This is a genomic window from Pyxidicoccus caerfyrddinensis (assembly GCF_010894405.1).
Classification (GTDB): Bacteria; Myxococcota; Myxococcia; order Myxococcales; family Myxococcaceae; genus Myxococcus; species Myxococcus caerfyrddinensis.
This window is the reverse complement of record NZ_JAAIYA010000020.1, coordinates 157,594-174,692: the sequence shown is the minus strand read 5'-3', so window position 1 is coordinate 174,692 and position 17,099 is coordinate 157,594. Positions and strand designations below refer to the sequence as shown.

The 17,099-nt window shown below is 71.6% G+C and carries 10 protein-coding genes; 5 read left to right on the top strand and 5 right to left on the bottom strand.

Features of this window, described 5'->3' with window-relative positions:
• Positions 1-5: 5 nt before the first annotated feature.
• From G4D86_RS37245 to G4D86_RS37235, 3 genes are all read right to left on the bottom strand, one after another.
• Complete coding sequence (locus tag G4D86_RS37245; RefSeq protein ID WP_163998986.1) at positions 6-7,316, bottom strand: type I polyketide synthase; 7,311 nt, start codon at positions 7,314-7,316, stop codon at positions 6-8.
• A 194-nt stretch (positions 7,317-7,510) separates the two neighbouring features.
• On the bottom strand, positions 7,511-7,855 hold the full coding sequence (locus G4D86_RS37240) for a hypothetical protein (protein WP_163998985.1): 345 nt from the start codon (positions 7,853-7,855) through the stop codon (positions 7,511-7,513).
• A complete protein-coding gene (locus G4D86_RS37235; protein ID WP_163998983.1) occupies positions 7,855-8,136 on the bottom strand; it encodes a hypothetical protein in 282 nt (93 codons plus the stop codon). The genes G4D86_RS37240 and G4D86_RS37235 overlap by 1 nt, the downstream gene beginning before the upstream one ends.
• Before the next feature lie 338 nt (positions 8,137-8,474).
• Between G4D86_RS37235 and G4D86_RS37230 the strand changes: the two genes are divergently transcribed.
• The 3 genes from G4D86_RS37230 to G4D86_RS37220 all read left to right on the top strand — a co-directional run bounded on the left by G4D86_RS37230 (position 8,475) and on the right by G4D86_RS37220 (position 10,867).
• A complete protein-coding gene (locus G4D86_RS37230; protein WP_163998981.1) occupies positions 8,475-9,647 on the top strand; it encodes a di-heme oxidoredictase family protein in 1,173 nt (390 codons plus the stop codon).
• A 44-nt stretch (positions 9,648-9,691) separates the two neighbouring features.
• The gene (locus G4D86_RS37225; RefSeq protein WP_163998980.1) at positions 9,692-10,381 is read left to right on the top strand and encodes a helix-turn-helix transcriptional regulator; all 690 of its coding nucleotides are present in this window, start codon (positions 9,692-9,694) and stop codon (positions 10,379-10,381) included.
• Between the two features lie 114 nt (positions 10,382-10,495).
• Positions 10,496-10,867 (top strand): VOC family protein, encoded by a 372-nt coding sequence (locus tag G4D86_RS37220; RefSeq protein WP_163998978.1) that lies wholly within the window; start codon positions 10,496-10,498, stop codon positions 10,865-10,867.
• A 25-nt stretch (positions 10,868-10,892) separates the two neighbouring features.
• Here G4D86_RS37220 and G4D86_RS37215 read toward each other — a convergent pair whose 3' ends face one another.
• Complete coding sequence (locus tag G4D86_RS37215) at positions 10,893-11,894, bottom strand: aldo/keto reductase (protein WP_163998977.1); 1,002 nt, start codon at positions 11,892-11,894, stop codon at positions 10,893-10,895.
• Between the two features lie 75 nt (positions 11,895-11,969).
• On the opposite strand from G4D86_RS37215, the gene G4D86_RS37210 reads away from it, so the two are divergent.
• Together G4D86_RS37210 and G4D86_RS37205 are read left to right on the top strand one after the other, a co-directional pair.
• Entirely contained in the window at positions 11,970-12,890 is a 921-nt protein-coding gene (locus G4D86_RS37210) for a LysR family transcriptional regulator (protein ID WP_163998975.1), read from the top strand.
• Between the two features lie 126 nt (positions 12,891-13,016).
• The gene (locus tag G4D86_RS37205; RefSeq protein ID WP_163999046.1) at positions 13,017-14,309 is read left to right on the top strand and encodes a sigma 54-interacting transcriptional regulator; all 1,293 of its coding nucleotides are present in this window, start codon (positions 13,017-13,019) and stop codon (positions 14,307-14,309) included.
• Between the two features lies 1 nt (position 14,310).
• Here the strand turns inward: G4D86_RS37205 and G4D86_RS37200 are convergent, their stop codons facing one another.
• Positions 14,311-16,932 (bottom strand): serine/threonine-protein kinase, encoded by a 2,622-nt coding sequence (locus G4D86_RS37200; RefSeq protein ID WP_240360674.1) that lies wholly within the window; start codon positions 16,930-16,932, stop codon positions 14,311-14,313.
• Positions 16,933-17,099 lie beyond the last annotated feature (167 nt).

The following is a 17,099-nucleotide window of genomic DNA, read 5'->3' as shown; positions in this document are numbered from 1 at the left end:
ATCCCTCAGCCCACCCGCGCCTGGAGCTCCGGAGCCACGCGCCCCGGGACGGGCACAGAGGGCGTCACGCCCAGGTGGCCATCCAGGAAGTCGGCCATCCGCGCCCAGAGCTTCGGCCACACCGCGTGCCGCTGCTCGACGTCGTGGTCCATGCCGGGGATGACCTCGAGCGCCGCCTGCACGCCCTGCTCCCGCGCCACCCGCTGGAGCTGGAGCGCATGCTCCACCGGGTGGAGCGGGTCGGCATCCCCATGGATGACCATCAGGGGCGCCCGCACGCCGCCGAGCAGCTGCAACGGCTGGCGCACGCGCTCCGCGAAGTGCAGCTCGATGGCGTCCCACGCCTGGCCGTGCTGGAGCAGCGGCGAGGTGTCCGGGCGCGCGCGCCGCTCCGCCTGGATGAACGACAGCGGCTCGTAGAAGCCCATGGACAGCAGCGCGGCCTTCCACAACTCCGGCGCCTGGCAGACGGCGAGCAGCGCCGAGTAGGCGCCACGGCTCGTCCCCATGACGGCGAGGCGGCTCGCGTCGATGGAAGGCAGCGTTCCCAAATAGCGGGCCGCGGCCGTGAGGTCGGGGACCTCTGCGCCGCCCAGGTCGGTCATCCGTGCGAACTCCTCGCCGTGCCCCGGCGCGCCGCGCTGGTCCACGGTGAAGACAGCGTAGCCCCGGGCGAGCAGCGGGCCGTGCTCGGCCAGCCGGACGTAGTGGCCCTCGGCGTTGAGCGCGCCGCCGGGGTCCTGGGTGTGGACGACCACCGCCGGGTGCGGGCCCGGCCCGGGCGGCAGGCTCAGGTGTCCGTACACCGTCAGCCCGTCCTCGCTGACGAAGGAGTGCTGCGTGGGCTTGATACCCGAGGACGCGCCCTGCGCCGCCGGGTCCGCCGAAGGGAGCGCGAGCATCTCCAGCAGGCGCTGCACGACGTCCTGGATGGTCGAGCGGCGCATCAGCATCATCATCGGAATCATCATTCCGGTGTCCTTCTCCAGCCGGATGGACAGCTCGGACGCCATCAGCGAGTCCATGCCCAGGTCACCCAGCGGCGTGTTCGCGTCGATGCGGTCCGCGCTCGTGCGGAGCACCACCGCGAGCTGGTCCGTGAACCGCGTGCGCACCAGCTTCTCGCGCTCGGGGCCCTCCACGTCGCGCAGGGAGTCCTTGAGGCTCTGGCCGCCGTCGCCGTTGCCGTTCACCAGGTCCTGGGAGATGACATGGGACAGGCGCGGCACCGTCTTCATCAGCGGGTGGCTCACCGCCCAGCGCGCCCAGTCGATGTCGGTGACGAACAGGTGCGCGGGCTTCGTCCGCAGCGCCTCGCCAAGTACCCCGAGCAACTCCTTCACCGGCATGGGGCGGTGCCCCACGGACTGCACCAGGGCTCCGATGCGCGCGTCCTTCACGCCGATGCCGACGTCCGCCAGCAGGCCCCACCCGATGCTGATGCCGGGCAGGCCCTGGCTGCGGCGGACATGGGCCAGCGTGTCCAGGAAGTGGTTCGCCGCGGAGTAGGCCGCCGTACCCGTCTCGCCCAGCGTTCCGGCGACGGACGAGAAGAGCACGAAGAAGTCGAGCGGCATGTCCCGCGTGAGCTGGTGCAGGTACCACGCGCCCAGCACCTTGGGCGTCATCGCCTTGCGCAGCAATTCGGCGGAGGACTCCACCAGGAACTCGCCGTCGAAGGCGGCGGCCGCGTGCATGATGCCGCGCAGCGGAGGCATGCCCTCCTCCGACTCCCTGAGCATGCGCGCGACGTCCTCCTCGCGCGCCACGTCGGCGCGGAGGACCTTCACCACCACGCCCCGCTGCTCCAATTCCGCCACGCCGCGCTTCGCATCGTCCGTCGCCGCACCAGTGCGGCCCGCGAGCGCCAGGTGACGCGCTCCGTGCTCCACGAGCCAGCGGGCCGTGGCGAGGCCGAAGCCGCCCAGGCCGCCGGTGATGAGGTACGTCGCGTCGGGACGCAGCCCCACGTCGCTGCTCGGCGGGACGCGGACCTCACCGGAGCGCATGCTCACCGTGGCGCGGCCGATGTTCTTCCGCTCCGCCAGGTGTCCGAAGGCCTCCGTCATCCGCGACGGCGGGAAGACGGTGACGGGCAGCGGCCGGGCAATGCCCTGCTGATACGCCTGCGCCAGCTCGGCCAGCAGCGCCGCCGTCTCCTGCGGCCGGTGCACGAAGAGCGAGTCGACGTCCACGGCGAGCAGGGACACGTTGCGCGGGTAGGTGTGCGGCGCCAGCTCGAAGCGCTGGTTGCCGAAGTAGGTCAGGTCCACGAACCGACCGAGCGGCGCCAGCACCGACAGGCTCCGCCGCAGCCCCTCGCCCATCAACGTGTTGAGCACCACGTCGACGCCGCGCCCCTTCGTGTACTCCATCACCTCGTCGGTGAAGGACAGCGAGCGCGAGTCCATGACGCACTTCACGCCGAGCGACTCCAGGTACGCGCGCTTCTCCGGGCTGCCGGCCGTGGCCAGCACCTCCGCGCCCAGGTGTCGCGCCCAGTGCACCGCCGCCAGGCCCGTGCCACCCGCGGCCGAGTGGATGAGCACCGTCTCCCCCGCGCGCAGGCGGCCGACGTGGCCGAGCGCGTAGATGGCGTAGACGAAGGGCCCCAGGCCCGTGGCGTCCTCGAAGCTCAGCTCGGGAGGCTTGCGCCACACGTCGCTGGCGCGGGCGATGACGTGCGACGCGAGGCACCCCGGCGCCACGCCGACGACGGCGTCCCCGACGGCGAAGCCGGTGACACCCTCCCCCACGGCCGTCACTACACCGGAGCAGTCCATGCCGAGCCGGCGCCCGAAGTAGCTCGCGTCCAGGTCCGTGTCACTCAGCATGCCGCGCAGCTTGGCGATGTCCTTGAAGTTGAGCCCCGCGGCGTGCACCTCGATTTCCAACTGTCCCGGGCCGGGACGCACGCGCGCGGAGCGCTCGAACGTGACGCCCGCGAGGCTGCCACGCTGGGACGGCGGCTTGAGCGTCACCGACACCTGGTCGAGCGAGACAGGCTCCAAGCGCTCGGGCGCGCCGGGGGCAATCCGCTCCAGCCGCACGGCGTAGCGGGCGCCTTCCCGGAGGGCGACCTCCGTCTCCTCACCACCGTGCAGCAACTCCCGCAGCACGTCGGGAAGCTGGCCGGCGGTGTCGGCCCTCGCGGGGTCCAGGTCCAGGCACACGCAGCGAAGCTGCCGGTGCTCCACGTTCGACATGCGCGCCATGGCCCACAGCGGCGAGGCCGCCGCGTGCTCCAGCCGCTCGTCGCGCACGCGCTGCCCGCCCTGGGTGAGCACCCACATCCGGTGCGTCCCAACGGAGGTGGCCCCCGCCAGTCCCTGGATGATGGGCAGGATGCGGCCACAGCCGTCGATGCCGGTGATGCTGAGCGGCCGCGAAGCCAGCGGCAGCTCCAGCGACCACAGGTACGCGACATGGAGCGTCCGCCTGTCGGCGGCCAATTCCGCGATGAGGCGGTGCATGTCGCCCGCCTCGCCCGGACGTACCTGGAAGTGGCGCTCGCCCAGGCGGGCCTCGGCGTCGCCCTCCGTAATCAGGATGGGCGCCCGCCCCGCCTCCGTGAGCGCCGCGTCGAGCTGCCGCGCGAGCGGCGAGCCATCCGAGAACAGCAGCCAGCGCTCGGGCTCGGTGCCGGCGGCCGGTGCCTCCACGACAGGCTCCAGCGCCTTCGGCTCCCACCGCAATTGATAGAACCAGTCGTCCGTCACCGCCGCCTGCCGGGCTGGCTTGGGCAGCGCGCGCGCCCGCACGCCCCGCAGCTCGGCGATGACCTCACCGGCTTCATCCATCATCCACAGGTCCGCGCGCACCTCCGACTCCGTGCGCGAGCTGAACCGGCCATAGGCCCAGAGCTTCCCTGTCGCGGGGCGGTTGACGCGAATCTCGTGGATGCCCACGGGCAGGTACGTCGCGGACGGGTCGAGGTTCTGCCCGCCCTCGGAGATGGTGGCCACGAGCGTCTGGAAGCACGCGTCCAGGAGCGCCGGGTGGAGGATGTAGTGCGCGGCATCGTCCTCGGGCTTCGTGCGCAGCTCGATGCGGGCCAGCGCCTCGCCATTCGAGCTGCACGACAGCTCGTGGATGCCCTGGAACCACGGCCCGTACTGGAAGCCGCTGCGCTCCAGCGACGCGTAGATCCACCCCGCCTCCAGCTTCGTCCGGCACGCCTCCTGGAGCGCCGCCAGGTCGAACCGGCCGCGCTGGGGCGCGACAGGCTGCTTGAGCAGGCGGCCCGTGGCGTGGAGCGACCACGAGCGCTCGTCGCCGCGCTGATACGAGTGGATGTGGAACGTCCCCGTCTCTGGCTCATGCGTCATCCGCAGCACGGTGCTCTGCGCCGCCGGCACGACGAGCGCGGTGCGGATGTCCAGCCGCTCCAGCGTGAAGCTGGTGGCGCCGGACACCGCGCGCTCCATCGCCATCGCGGCGTCGACGTAGGCGGCGCCCGGGTAGACGACCTGCCCCTGGACCTTGTGGTCGGGCAGGTACGGCAACAGCCCCGTGCACAGCTCGGCCTCCCACGTCGGCGTCGACGCGGCCAGCTTGCGGCGCAAGAGCGGGTGGCCCGGCGTGCCGAGCCGGTCCTGGATGGACGCTGCGGACTCCAGCCAGTAGTGCTCGCGCTGCCAGGGGTACGCGGGCAGCGGGAAGAAGCGCGCGCCCTCCGAATGCTGCCGGACGAAGTCGATGCGGCCGCCCGCGACGAAGATGCGCCCGAGCGACGTGAGCAGCGTGGCCTGCTCGCGCCGCTCCCGGTGGAGCGAGGGCACCGCCGCGCCGGTGCGCTGGTGCTGCTTGAGGCAGGCGGCAATCGCCATCGACAGCACCGGGTGGGGGCCCACCTCGATGAAGAGGTAGCCCTCCCCGCCGGCCGCGACAATCTGCCCGACGGCGGCCTCGAAGCGCACGGGCTCGCGGACGTTGCGCCACCAGTAGCCGGCATCCAGCTCGTCGCCCCGGACGCGCTCACCGAGCACGGTGGAGTACAGCGGAACCTCCGCCTCGCGCGGGCTCAGCCCGGCGAGCCCCTGCCGCAGGTCCGCCTCCAGCGGGTCCATCTTCGGGCTGTGGTAGGGCACGTTGCCGGGGACGAAGCGGTTGAAGACCTGCCGCTCCTCCAGGATACGGGCCACCGACTCCAGCGCCGCCGTGGCGCCGGAGAGCGCGACGGAGGCGGGCGCGTTGATGGCGCCCACGCAGACCTCCGGGTGCGACGCGATGAGGGTATTGGCCTCCTCGGCGGACAGGCCCACGGCCAGCATGCGCCCCTGCCCCGCCGTCTTCGCCTGCTGCTGCGAGCGGTGGTGGCACACGCGCACGGCGTCCTCGAATGACAGCGCGCCCGCGCAGTACGCGGCGGCGGCCTCGCCCGCGCTGTGCCCGACGACGACGTCCGGCCGCACGCCCAGCTCCTTCCACACCGCGGTGAGTCCCACCTGCACGAGGAAGTTGGTGGTCTGCGCGACGTACGGGTCGTCCATCCGCGCGGCGGACTCCGGGGCGAGCAGCGACGCGAGGACGCCCGTGGAGCCCAGCCGCTTGAAGGCGGCGTCACACACGTCCACCGCCGCGCGGAACGCGGGGTGCGTCTCGTACAACTCGCGGCCCATGCCCCACCACTGGGGCCCCATGCCGGTGAAGACAAAGACGCGCTTGGGCGCCTTGCCCGGCGCCACGCGGCCGCTCGCGGCGAGCACGCTCTCGTCCCCGCCCACATAGGCGTCGAGCTGCGCCGCCGCGTCGTCGAGCGACTTCACCACCAGGGCACCGCGCTGCTCGTGGTGGCTGCGCCGGACGCTGGCGGAGTACGCGAGGTCCTCCAGCGTCAGGCCGCCGGACTCGCGCCGCTCCCGCACCCACGCCGCGAGCGCCGCCGCGTACGCCTTCAGCGCCTCCGGCTTCTTCGCGGAGATGGGGATGAGCCACTCCGACGCCGCCGCGCCGGCCCTTGCCGCGCCCGCCTGCTCCGGGGGCCCTTCCAGCACCACGTGCGCGTTGGTGCCTCCGTAGCCGAAGGAATTGACGGACGCGAGCAGCGGCCCGTCCGTGGCCGGCCAGGGCTCGAGCGTCTTCGGAACGCGGAGGTTGTTCTTGTCGAACGGGATGTGCGGCGAGGGGTTGTGCAGGTGCAGGTGCGGGGGAATCTGGCGGTGCTCGAGGGCCAGCGCCGCCTTGATGAGCCCGCCCACGCCCGCGGCCCCTTCCATGTGGCCCAGGTTCGTCTTCACCGAGCCGACGACACAGGGCGTGCCCGGCTCGCGGCCCGCGCCCACCACCGCCGCAATCGCGCCGGCCTCCGTCTTGTCACCCACGGGCGTCCCCGTCCCGTGCGCCTCCACGTACTGCACCTCGTGCGGGGAGATGCCGGCGCGGCTGTACGCGTCGCGGAGAAGGGCCTCCTGCGCCTCCTGGTTGGGCTGGGTGATGCCGTCCGAGCGCCCGTCCTGGTTCACCGCGCTGCCCCGGATGAGCGCGTAGACGCGGTCCTTGTCCCTGAGCGCGGCGGACAGCGGCTTGAGGACGACGACGCCCGCACCCTCGCTGCGCACGTAGCCGTTGGCGCTCGCGTCGAAGGCCTTGCACCGCCCGTCCGGCGAGAGGAAGCCGGCCTTGGTGAGGGCGATGGGCACCGCCGGGTTCATCATCACGTTGACGCCCGCGACGAGCGCCTGCGAGCACTCACCGTTCCAGAGGGCGTGGACGGCGTAGTGCGTGGCCACCAGTGACGAGGAACAGGCCGTGTCCACGCTGATGCAGGGCCCGCGCAAATCGAAGACGTAGGACAGACGCGCGGACAGCATGGTGAGGGACGCGCCCACGCTGGTGTGCTGCCCGATGAGGTCCCGGTTCAGGTAGCCCATCTGCACGCTGGCGCTGTCCTGCATGAAGCCGCCGGAGAACACGCCCGTGTCGCCGCCCGCCAGCGTCTCCGGGACGATGCCGGCGTCCTCGAACGCCTCCCAGGCCGTCTCCAGCAGCAGGCGCTGCTGCGGGTCCAGGCACGCCGCCTCGCGCGGGGAGATGCCGAAGAACGCCGCGTCGAACAACTGGATGCGCTGGTCCACGTAGCCGCCCAGCCGCACCGCCGTCTTCCCCGGCGTGCGCGGGTCCGGGTCGAAGAAGTTCGTCGGAGACCACCTGTCGGACGGCACCTCGCCAATCGCGTCGAACCCCTCGCACAGCAACTTCCAGAACGCGGGCCCGCTGTGCGCACCGCCCGGAAAACGGCAACCGATGCCGACGATGGCGATGGGCTCTCGGGTGGAACCGTTGCGGGTGTCTGGCTCGGGGATGGGACGCGTCATCACGGCTCCGGGGGTGCGGGGACTGAAAAACTACCGTGTTCAAGAAATACGAGTCCAAGGCACCAGCCTTGCCCTCCCTGGAGACCGGACGGGCAAGACGGGCCCTCGTCTGCAAAGACAGACGTGGCGCAATGCGGCAAAAAGAAAGGCCCGGGCTCACGAAGAGTCCGGGCCTCATGTTTCAGCGGGACGGCCTACGGGTGCGAGTTGCTGCTCCAGCAGGTTTTGTACGCGTCATAGCCGCAGAAGTTGTTCGCGTAGGCGTTGCACTGCCCGTACGCGACGGACTGGAGGGCCCACATCCACTCGCTGGAGCTGCGGCACTTCCACGAACAGGTGCGGCCGCCGCTGTCCCAGCCGGCACAGTTGGCGGTCCACAGCGCGTTGACCTCGCCCTCGACGCGGTCGCGCGTCAGGACGGACAACGAACGGTCGGGGAGCTCGGTGGAAGGCTGCGCCGTCTCCTCCGTGCCCTCGGGAGCACCACCGCAGGCGGCGAGGAGGACCGCGGACACCAGACCCAGGATGACGTGCCGCATCACGGGATGCTCCAGCAGACGCTGTACGGCTCGCGGCCGCAGTCACGCACCGCGACGTCGTGGCACTGGCCCCACGCGACGTCGTTGTAGCCGTACCAGTGGCGGAAGTCGTTCGCGGTGCACTTGAACGTGCAGTGACGCGCGCCGTTGTCGTAGCCCTCGCAGATGCCCTGCTCCGTCTCGCCGACCGGCGTCTCGGTGTCGGTCGGCATTTCCTCGGGCGCGCCGCCGCAGGCAGCCAGGAGGCCGCCCAGCGACAGACTGATGATCAAGGTCCTCATTTTCACGGGTGTGTTTCCTCGGGGTGTGTGGACCGGCCACCGGGCCGGCTATTCCAAGATTACCATAGTTAAATGTATTTTCTCAATATCCGCGACTGCAACTACATTTATCGACACGGTCGCGCTTTGACAATTCACACACCGTACGAGTAAACCAGCCATCCCCGCCGGTCCTCGTCGCCTCTTCGTCGACCCTGAATACACGCCGCACAGCTCGGGCGACGGCCGTATCTCCAAACGCACACAGAGGAAGACCCATGAGCCCGAACTGGCATTCGAGCAGTCTCGTCGTGTCTATTGGATGTCTCAGTCTCAGCCTGGCGTGTAGCACCGGAAGTATGGGTGAAGACCCGGGCTCCGAGGTGGCCGAGCAATCCTCCGCCGTGGTGACGGCCACCTTCGAGAGCGGGCTCCCCGGGCTGACCACGGCGCAGCTGGCCCTGTTCCAGGAGGGACGCCTCGCCTTCGAGGAGGAGGAGGATGCCTCGGACGGCCTCGGCCCGGTCTTCAACGGCAACTCGTGCGCGACGTGCCATGTGCAGGGGGCCATTGGCGGCGCGGGGGAAATCGTGGAGACCCGCTTCGGGAAGAAGAACGCGGACGGCAGCTTCGACCCGCTGGCGCAGAACGGGGGCTCGCTCATCCAGACCACCGGCATCGGCCAGACGTCGCCCCTGTGCAACTTCACCGGAGAGGTGGTGCCCGCCGCGGCCAACGTCGTCTCGGGCCGGCTCACCACGCCGCTCTTCGGGCTGGGGCTCGTGGACGCGGTGCCGGACAGCACCTTCCTCAACCTCGCCAGCGTCCAGCGCCAGTACTACCCGAGCACCGCGGGCCGGGCCAACCTGGTGGACAACCCGCCGCTGGGAAAGAAGACCGTCGGCAAGTTCGGCTGGAAGGCCCAGGTCCCCTCGCTGCTCGTCTTCGCCGCGGACGCCTACCTCAACGAGATGGGCATCACCTCGTCCATCTTCCCCACGGACAACTGCCCCAATGGAGACTGCGAGCTGCTCGCGAGCTGCGACCCCGTGCCCGACTCCCAGGGCCCCGAGGACGAGGGCGACGTGGACATGCTGAAGTTCCGTGACTTCATGCAGCTGCACGCCCCGCCGCCCCGCGGCCCCAGCACCCCGGACTCCATCGACGGCGAGGACCTCTTCTATTGGATTGGCTGCACCGACTGCCACGAGCCGTCACTGACCACGGGCACGAACAGCATCGCCGCCCTCAACAAGAAGACCTTCTTCCCCTACTCGGACTTCCTCCTGCACGACATGGGCCCGCTGGGCGACGGAATCGTGCAGAACGGGGCCGGGGCCAACGACATCCGCACGGCACCGCTCTGGGGCGCGCGGGTCCGCACCCGCTTCCTGCATGACGGCCGCGCGCACAACGTCCGGGACGCCATCCTCGCCCATGCCGGCCAGGGCAAGGCCGCACGGGACCTCTTCGCGAACTACCTCTTCGAGGACGAGCGGGTGGCCATCATCGCCTTCATCAACACCCTATAGGGGCCGCCCGCGCGGAGGGCTCCCAGAGGCACTATGCTCTCCGCGTGTCCCGCGCCGAACGACTGCTCGACCTGCTCCAGCTCCTCCGCCGGCAACGGACTCCCGTGAGTGGCGCGACGCTGTCCGCCGAGCTGGGCATCAGCCTGCGCACGCTCTACCGCGACATCGCCAGCCTCCAGGCGCAGGGCGCTCGAATCGAGGGGGAGCCGGGGTTCGGGTACGTCCTCCGCCCCGGCTTCACCCTCCCTCCGCTGATGTTCTCCGAGGACGAGCTGGAGGCGCTGGTGCTCGGCTCGCGGTGGGTGGCGCACCGGGCGGATGACCGGCTAGGACTCGCCGCGCGCGACGCGCTGGCCAAGATTGCCGCCGTGCTGCCGGCGGACCTGCGGGACGAGCTCGACTCGACGACGCTGCTCGTCGGCCCCGGTGAGCCCATCGTGTCCGGGAACCTGGACCTGGGCGTCGTCCGGCAGGCCATCCGCGCGGAGCGCAAGCTGGTCATCACCTACCGTGATTTGAAGGACACGGAGAGTACGCGCACCATCTGGCCCTTCGCGCTCGGCTTCTTCGACCGCGTGCGCGTCATCGTCGCGTGGTGCGAGCTGCGCCAGGGCTTCCGCCACTTCCGAGCGGACCGCCTCACCGCGCTGAAGCCGTCCGAGGCGGGCTACCCCCGCCGGCGCCAGGTGCTCCTGCGCGAGTGGCGCGAGGCCGAGCGCGTCGCCCCGCAGTAGCCCCTGCTCGCTGCTGACAGAATCTGACAGGGGCCTCCCCTAAGAAGGGTCTCGCCGCCGGACAGGTCGCCCTGCCCGGCACAGCTGCCAACCCTTCCTTTTCGGAGAACCGTCATGACCGACCCCAACTTCGTCCTGCTCTACGTCGACAGCCCTCCCGCCAGCGCCGCCTTCTACGCCGGCCTGCTGGGACGTCCGGCCGTCGAGTCCTCGCCGACCTTCGCGATGTTCGCCCTGTCGTCGGGGGTGATGCTCGGCCTCTGGTCCAAGCACACGGTGGAGCCCGCCGCCAAGGCGACGGGCGGGGGCGCCGAGCTGGCCTTCGCCGTCGCGGATGCCAACGCCGTCCGCGCCATGCATGCCGACTGGAGCGGGAGGGGGCTGCCCATCGCCCAGGCGCCGACGGACCTGGACTTCGGCCACACCTTCGTCGCGCTGGACCCGGACGGCCACCGCCTCCGCGTCTTCGCCCCCAGCGCGGCCTGAGCCCACGCGCCCACCGAGCGCCGCGCTACCGGCGCTCGCTGTCGAGGTGGCGCATCTGCTCCTCCCCGTAGCGGTCGCCGGAGATCTTCACCAGCGACTCCAGGGCCGCGGCGTCCTCCTTCGACAGCGGACGGGACAGCGCGCCCAGCGCGTCATCGAGCTGCGCCACCGTCTTCGAGCCCACCACGGGCACGAAGGCCGGCTGGCGCGCGAGCACCCAGGCAATCGCGAGCTGCCCCGGCGTCAGCTTCCGCTCCTGGGCGAAGCGGTGGATGGCGGCCACCACATCCTCGTTCTTCTCGCCGTTGGCGCCGGTGAAGCGCGGCAGGTATGCGCGGTAGTCGCCCTTCCCCTGCGGCTTGCTCCCGGACAGCAGCCCGCGCGAGAGGACGCCGTAGAGCGTCGCGCTGATGCCCAGCTCCTTGAGCACGGGGAAGATTTCAGCCTCGGGGCCGCGGGTCGACACCGCGTACTCAATCTGCAGGTCCACGATGGGGTGCACGCGGTGCGCGCGGCGGATGGTCTCCACGCCCACCTCCGACAGCCCGATGTGGCGCACGTAGCCCGCCTTCACCAGGTCCGCGATGGCGCCGATGGTGTCCTCGATGGGGACCGCCGGGTCCAACCGCGCGGGGCGGTAGATGTCGATGACGTCCACGCCCAGCCGCTTCAGGCTGTAGGCCACGAAGTTCTTCACCGCCGCGGGGCGCGTGTCCATGCCGCCCCAGCTGTTGTCCGGCCCGCGCAGCGCCCCGAACTTCACCGAGAGCTGGACCTTCTCGCGCCGGCCCACGATGGCGCGTCCCACGAGCATCTCGTTGTGGCCCATCCCGTAGAAGTCCCCGGTGTCGATGAGCGTGACACCCCGGTCGATGGCCGTCTGGATGGTGCGGATGCTCTCCGCGTCATCCGTCGCGCCGTACATGCCCGACATGCCCATGCAGCCCAGCCCGAGCGGGAATACCTCGGGGCCCGTGGAACCCAGCTTCACCGTGCGCTGCGCCTGCTTCGACTCGTTCGTACCCATGTGTCGTCCCTCCGTGTGAGAGGGAGATTCATCATTCGCCATGCTGAAATCCATTGAATAGGATGCATCTCACGCATGAATGACATCTATGGGAGGAACCTGGACCTCAACCTCCTCCGGGTTTTCGTCGTGGTGGCGGAGGCGGGCAGCGTCACGGCGGCGGCGAGCCGCCTGTACCTCACGCAGCCGGCCGTGAGCGCGGCGCTGCGGCGGCTCGCCTCCACGGTGGGCGCGCCGCTCTTCGTCCGCGCGGGACGTGGGCTGGCCCTGACGACGCGCGGCGAGCGCCTGCTCGCTTCGGCGCGGCCGCACCTGGGGGCGCTCGTGGAGGCCGCGCTGACACCGGCGACGTTCGACCCGAAGACGAGTGAGCGCACGGTGCGGCTCGGCCTGTCGGACGTGAACGAGGCCCTGCTGCTTCCGCCCCTGCTCCGCATCCTCGCCACGGAGGCGCCGCGCATGCGGCTCGTGGTGCTCCCGGTGCAGTTCCGCACCGTCGCCGACGCGCTGACCACCTCGGCGGTGGACCTCGCGGTGACGGTGGCCGACGAATTGCCGGCGGGCACCCGGCGCCTGGCGCTCCTCAAGGGGGGCTTCGTGTGTCTCTTCGACCCGCGCCACGCCCGCGTTGGCAGGCGCCTCACCCTGGAGCGCTACCTCGAGCACGAGCACATCATCGTCTCCTACAACGGAGACCTGCGCGGCGTCGTCGAGGACCACTTCGACGTCCAGCGTCGGGTGCGGGTGTCGGTGCCGACGTTCCAGAGCATCGGGGCCCTGCTGGACGGCAGCGACCTGCTCGCCACGGTGCCCCTCATGGTTGCCAGGGACATCCTCTCCCTGCGCCCGCATCTGAAGACGACGGCGGTGCCGCTCCCCCTGGGGGGCACGGCCATGGAGTTGCTCTGGCGGGGCGCCGTCGAGGACGACGAGGCCATCCGCTTCATCCGGGAGCGCGTGGTGGAGGTGACGAAGCGCCTGAAGCTGGGCGACTGAGCGACGGAGCCGCGCGAGGTCCGGAACGCCTCGGGTGGCGCCTCGCCCGGGAGTGGTAACCTGCGCATCGTGGCGCACGCACCCGACGACGACGAGCAGGAGGGCGGAGACCCCACGGTCTCCCTCATGAAGGCCCGGTCCGGCCCGACGCGGCTGAAGCTGCTGGTGCTGTCCGGGCCCCAGGTGGGCCGGAGCCACCCGCTGGCGCCCGGCGAGTACCGCCTGGGCAAGTCCCCCGAGTGCGACATCGTCCTCAATGACAAGGCCATCTCGCGGCAGCACCTCCGCCTGGACGTGTCCGAGGGCGGCGTGAAGGCCACCGACCTGGACTCGCACAACGGCTCCTTCTGCGAGGGCATGCGCTTCTCCGAGCTGGAGGTGCGTCCGGGCGCGGTCCTCCGGTTGGGCTCCACCGAGCTGAAGCTGGTGCCCGAGAGCTCGCGCGAGCGCGTCATCCCCCCGTCCGATAGCACCCGGTTCGGCGGGCTCGTGGGCGAAAGCCGGCGGATGCGCGAGGTCTTCACCCTGCTGGAGCGCCTGGCCCCGGGCGGCGCGGACGTGCTCATCCAGGGCGAGACGGGCACCGGCAAGGAGCTGTGCGCGGAGGCCATCCACGCGCAGGGCCCGCGCGCCAACGCCCCCTTCGTCATCGTGGACCTCGCCGGCATCGCTCCCACTCTCATCGAGTCCGAGCTCTTCGGCCACGTGAAGGGCGCCTTCACCGGCGCGCAGGCGGACCGCGCGGGCGCCTTCGAGCGCGCCGCCGGAGGCACCGTCTTCCTCGACGAGGTGGGCGAGCTACCACCCGAAGTCCAGCCCCGCCTCCTGCGCGTGCTGGAGCGGCGACAGGTGAAGCGCGTGGGCGCCAATGACTACCGGGCCCTGGACGTGCGGGTGCTGGCCGCCACGCACGTGGATTTGGAGAAGGCGGTGCAGGAGGGCCGCTTCCGCGCGGACCTGTTCCACCGGCTCGCGGTGCTGCGCGTGACGCTGCCCCCGCTGCGCGAGCGGCCGGAGGACGTGCCGCTGCTCATCGACACCGTACTGGAGCGGCTCGGCCGTCCCACCGGCGCCCTGTCGGATGCGACGCGCGCGCTGCTCCTCCAGTACCCGTGGCCGGGCAACGTGCGCGAATTGCGCAACGTGGTGGAGCAGGTGGTGAACCTCGGCGAGGAGGCCCTGCCGGACATGGAGCGCGCCTCCACCCCCGCCATGGAGCGCACCGCCTCGCTGGACCTGCCCTTCAAGGAAGCCAAGGAGCGGCTCATCGAGGGCTTCGAGCGCGACTACCTGCGCGGCCTCATCGAGCGCTGCGGCGGCAACATCTCCCGCGCCGCGCGCGAGGCCGGCATTGCCCGGCTCTACCTGCGCAAGCTGCTCCACAAGCACGGGCTCTCCGCCCGCGACGCGGACGAGTGACTTACCGCAGCCGCTGCTTCTTCGGAGCCGGCGCGGGCGGCGGTGGAGGTGTGTCCTCGGGAAGCGAGTCGAGCCAGGCCTGCACCTCTCCGGCCTGCGCGGCGCGCCCGGACGCAGTGAAGTGCGCCTGCGCGCGGGTGGCCTCGGCACGGGCCTCCTGCGACTGCCCCTCCTTCCAGAGCGCATGCGCGAGCGCGAAGCCCGACTCGCCCAGCGAGTCCTCCTGGGCCTCCGTGAAGGACACGGCCCGACGCAGCGGCTCCAGCGCCTCGCGCGTGCGCCCCAGGCCCAGCAGCGCCTGGCCGACGCCGTCGTACGAGTACTGGAGGTCCTCGTCGCCTTCCTCCAGTTGCTGGCGCTTCACGGCCAGCGCCTCCTCGTACACCGTTAGCGCCTCGTCGTAGCGCTTCAGCGCGAGCAGGCTCATGCCCTCCTCGTCCAGCGCCTCGGCCACGGCCAGGTGCTCGTTGCCGAGCAGCGTCCGCTGGAGGCCCACCAGCACCCGGGCATGCTCCAGCGCCTGGGGAAACTCCTTCAGCTCGCGCAGCGCCATGGACAGGGCCAGGTGCCGGCGCGCCACGTCCGCGTGCAGGGGGCCCACAGCGGCCTCCGTCTGGCGGAGGGCCTCCTCCAGCACCGGCTTCGCCTCGGCGGCGGCGCCCGACTCCAGCAGCGTGCGTCCCAGCGTGAAGGCCACACGGGCCCGCTTGGGGTGTCCCGGCGGCAACGCCCGCGAGAGCTTCTCGGACGCCTTCTCCAAAAGGGCGCGCGCCGCCTGGGGGTCCTCGCGCATGAGGGCGAGGTTGGCCTGATTCACCAGCAGGTCGCCCTCCAACACCGCGTCCCCGCCGAGCCGCTGGAGCGTCGCTTCGCCGAGCTGCGCCCAGCGCGCGGCATTCTCGAAGCGCTTCCGCTCACCCTCGACGTAGAGGAGCTTGTTGAGCGCGGAGACCTTCAGCCGGTCGGCCCGCCCCGCCTCGGCGTCGAACACTGCGCGCTCCAAGAGCCCCGCGCCCTGCTCCTTCTCGCCCAGCACTGCCTGGAGCCAGCCCAGGTGGAAGCGCAGCTCGGCCAGCAGCGGCAGGTAGCCCGTGGCCAGCACCTTCGGCTCCAGCGCCGCCGCCTGCTCCCGTGCGGGCTTGAAGCGGCTCAAATCCAGCAGCGCCTTCACCTCGGAGACCTGGCCCTCCAGCCGCTCCAGCTCCGCGCGCCGCTCCGGGTCCGCCGGCCGGGGCTGCTGGCCGGACAGCGCCTCCAGGTCCGCGCAGTCGTTGGGCGAGGGCAGCGCGTACACGGCGTCCAGCGACTTCTCCACGCCCGCGCGGTCCGCTCCCGCCAGCGCGTCCACCAGCGCCCGCAAATCCTTGCGCCGCCGCTCCAGGCACACCACCCGCTGCGACAGCAGGGCCTCCGTCTGCACCTGCCGCACCCGCGTGTCCTCGCACGCCTCGGTGTGCTGCCGCGCCCACGCCCCCGAATAGGCGTCCAGCGCGTCGCCCACGCGCCGGGCCAGCTCACCGGCCACCGGGCTGCCCGTGGCCGCGAAGGCCGCCGACACCCGCTGCCGCGCCAACGGGCCCCACGTGTCCGCCACCAGCCCCTCCGCCCCCGCGCACACCTGCGAGCTCCACCACGTGCCCGCGCCCACGACGCCCAGCACGCCCGCCAGCGCCACACCGAGACCCAGCCGCCTGCGCCGCCGCGACAGCAGCCGCTCCTGCGACAGCGCCTCCAGCAGCGCTTCCATGGAGGCGAAGCGGCCCTCCGGCTCCAGGGACAGCCCGCGCATCACCGCGCGCCGCACCCAGGCGGGCACCTTCGCGTCGCGGGGCGGCTCCTGGATGGGGGACGCGGGCTGCGCCGTCCCGGGCCGATCCAGTGACACCGTCGCCCCCGGTGCCCTCGGCTCCTTCGGCTTCAGCGCCGCGGCGGCTCGCGAGAGCTGCTCCGGGTCGAAGGGACGCTGCCCGTAGAGGGCCCGGTACAGCGCCGCGCAGAAGCTGAACTGGTCCGAGCGCGCATCCACCGCGCTGCCCCGGAACTGCTCCGGGGACATGAAGGCCGGCGTGCCCATCACCACGCCGGACTGCGTGAGCGGCTCGTGCAGTGAGGGGGAGCGGCCCGCGAGGACTCCGGGCACGGCCTCCTCCGGAGTGGTGTCACCCACCGCGCGGGCGAGGCCGAAGTCGGTGACGAAGACGCGCTCATCGCGCCCCACCAGCACGTTGGCGGGCTTGAAGTCGCGGTGCACCAGCCCCGCCGCGTGCGCGGCCACCAGCCCCCGCCCCGCGGCGAGGTACTTCTCCAGCACCTCGCGCCAGGAGCGGGGCTTGGCCTGCATCCAGTCGCGCAGCGTGCCCCCGTCCACCAGCTCCATGGCGACGTAGACCTGGCCGTCCCACGGGGCCGCCTCGAAGACGGGGATGACGTTGGGGTGGGAGATGCGGGCCATGGCCTGCGCCTCGCGCAGCAGCCGCGCGTGCCCTGCCTCCAGGTCCGCGCCCTCGCCCGTCACGCGCAGCAGCTTGAGCGCCACCTTCCGGTCCAGGTCCGGGTCATAGGCCGCGTACACCACGCCCATGCCGCCCTGCCCCAACACCTTCAGCGGGATGAAGCGCCCCACCCGTTCGGACCCCGGCCGCTGCAGCCCGGAAGGCCCTCCGGGAGAAGGCGTCGGCGCCGTGTTCGGGCCCGTGCGTGGCGGAGGAGGCGCGGCGACTGCCGACTGCGTCTCCGTGTGCTCTGGCGCCACGTCGGGCGCGGAGCCCCAATCATCCCTGTCCTGCATGG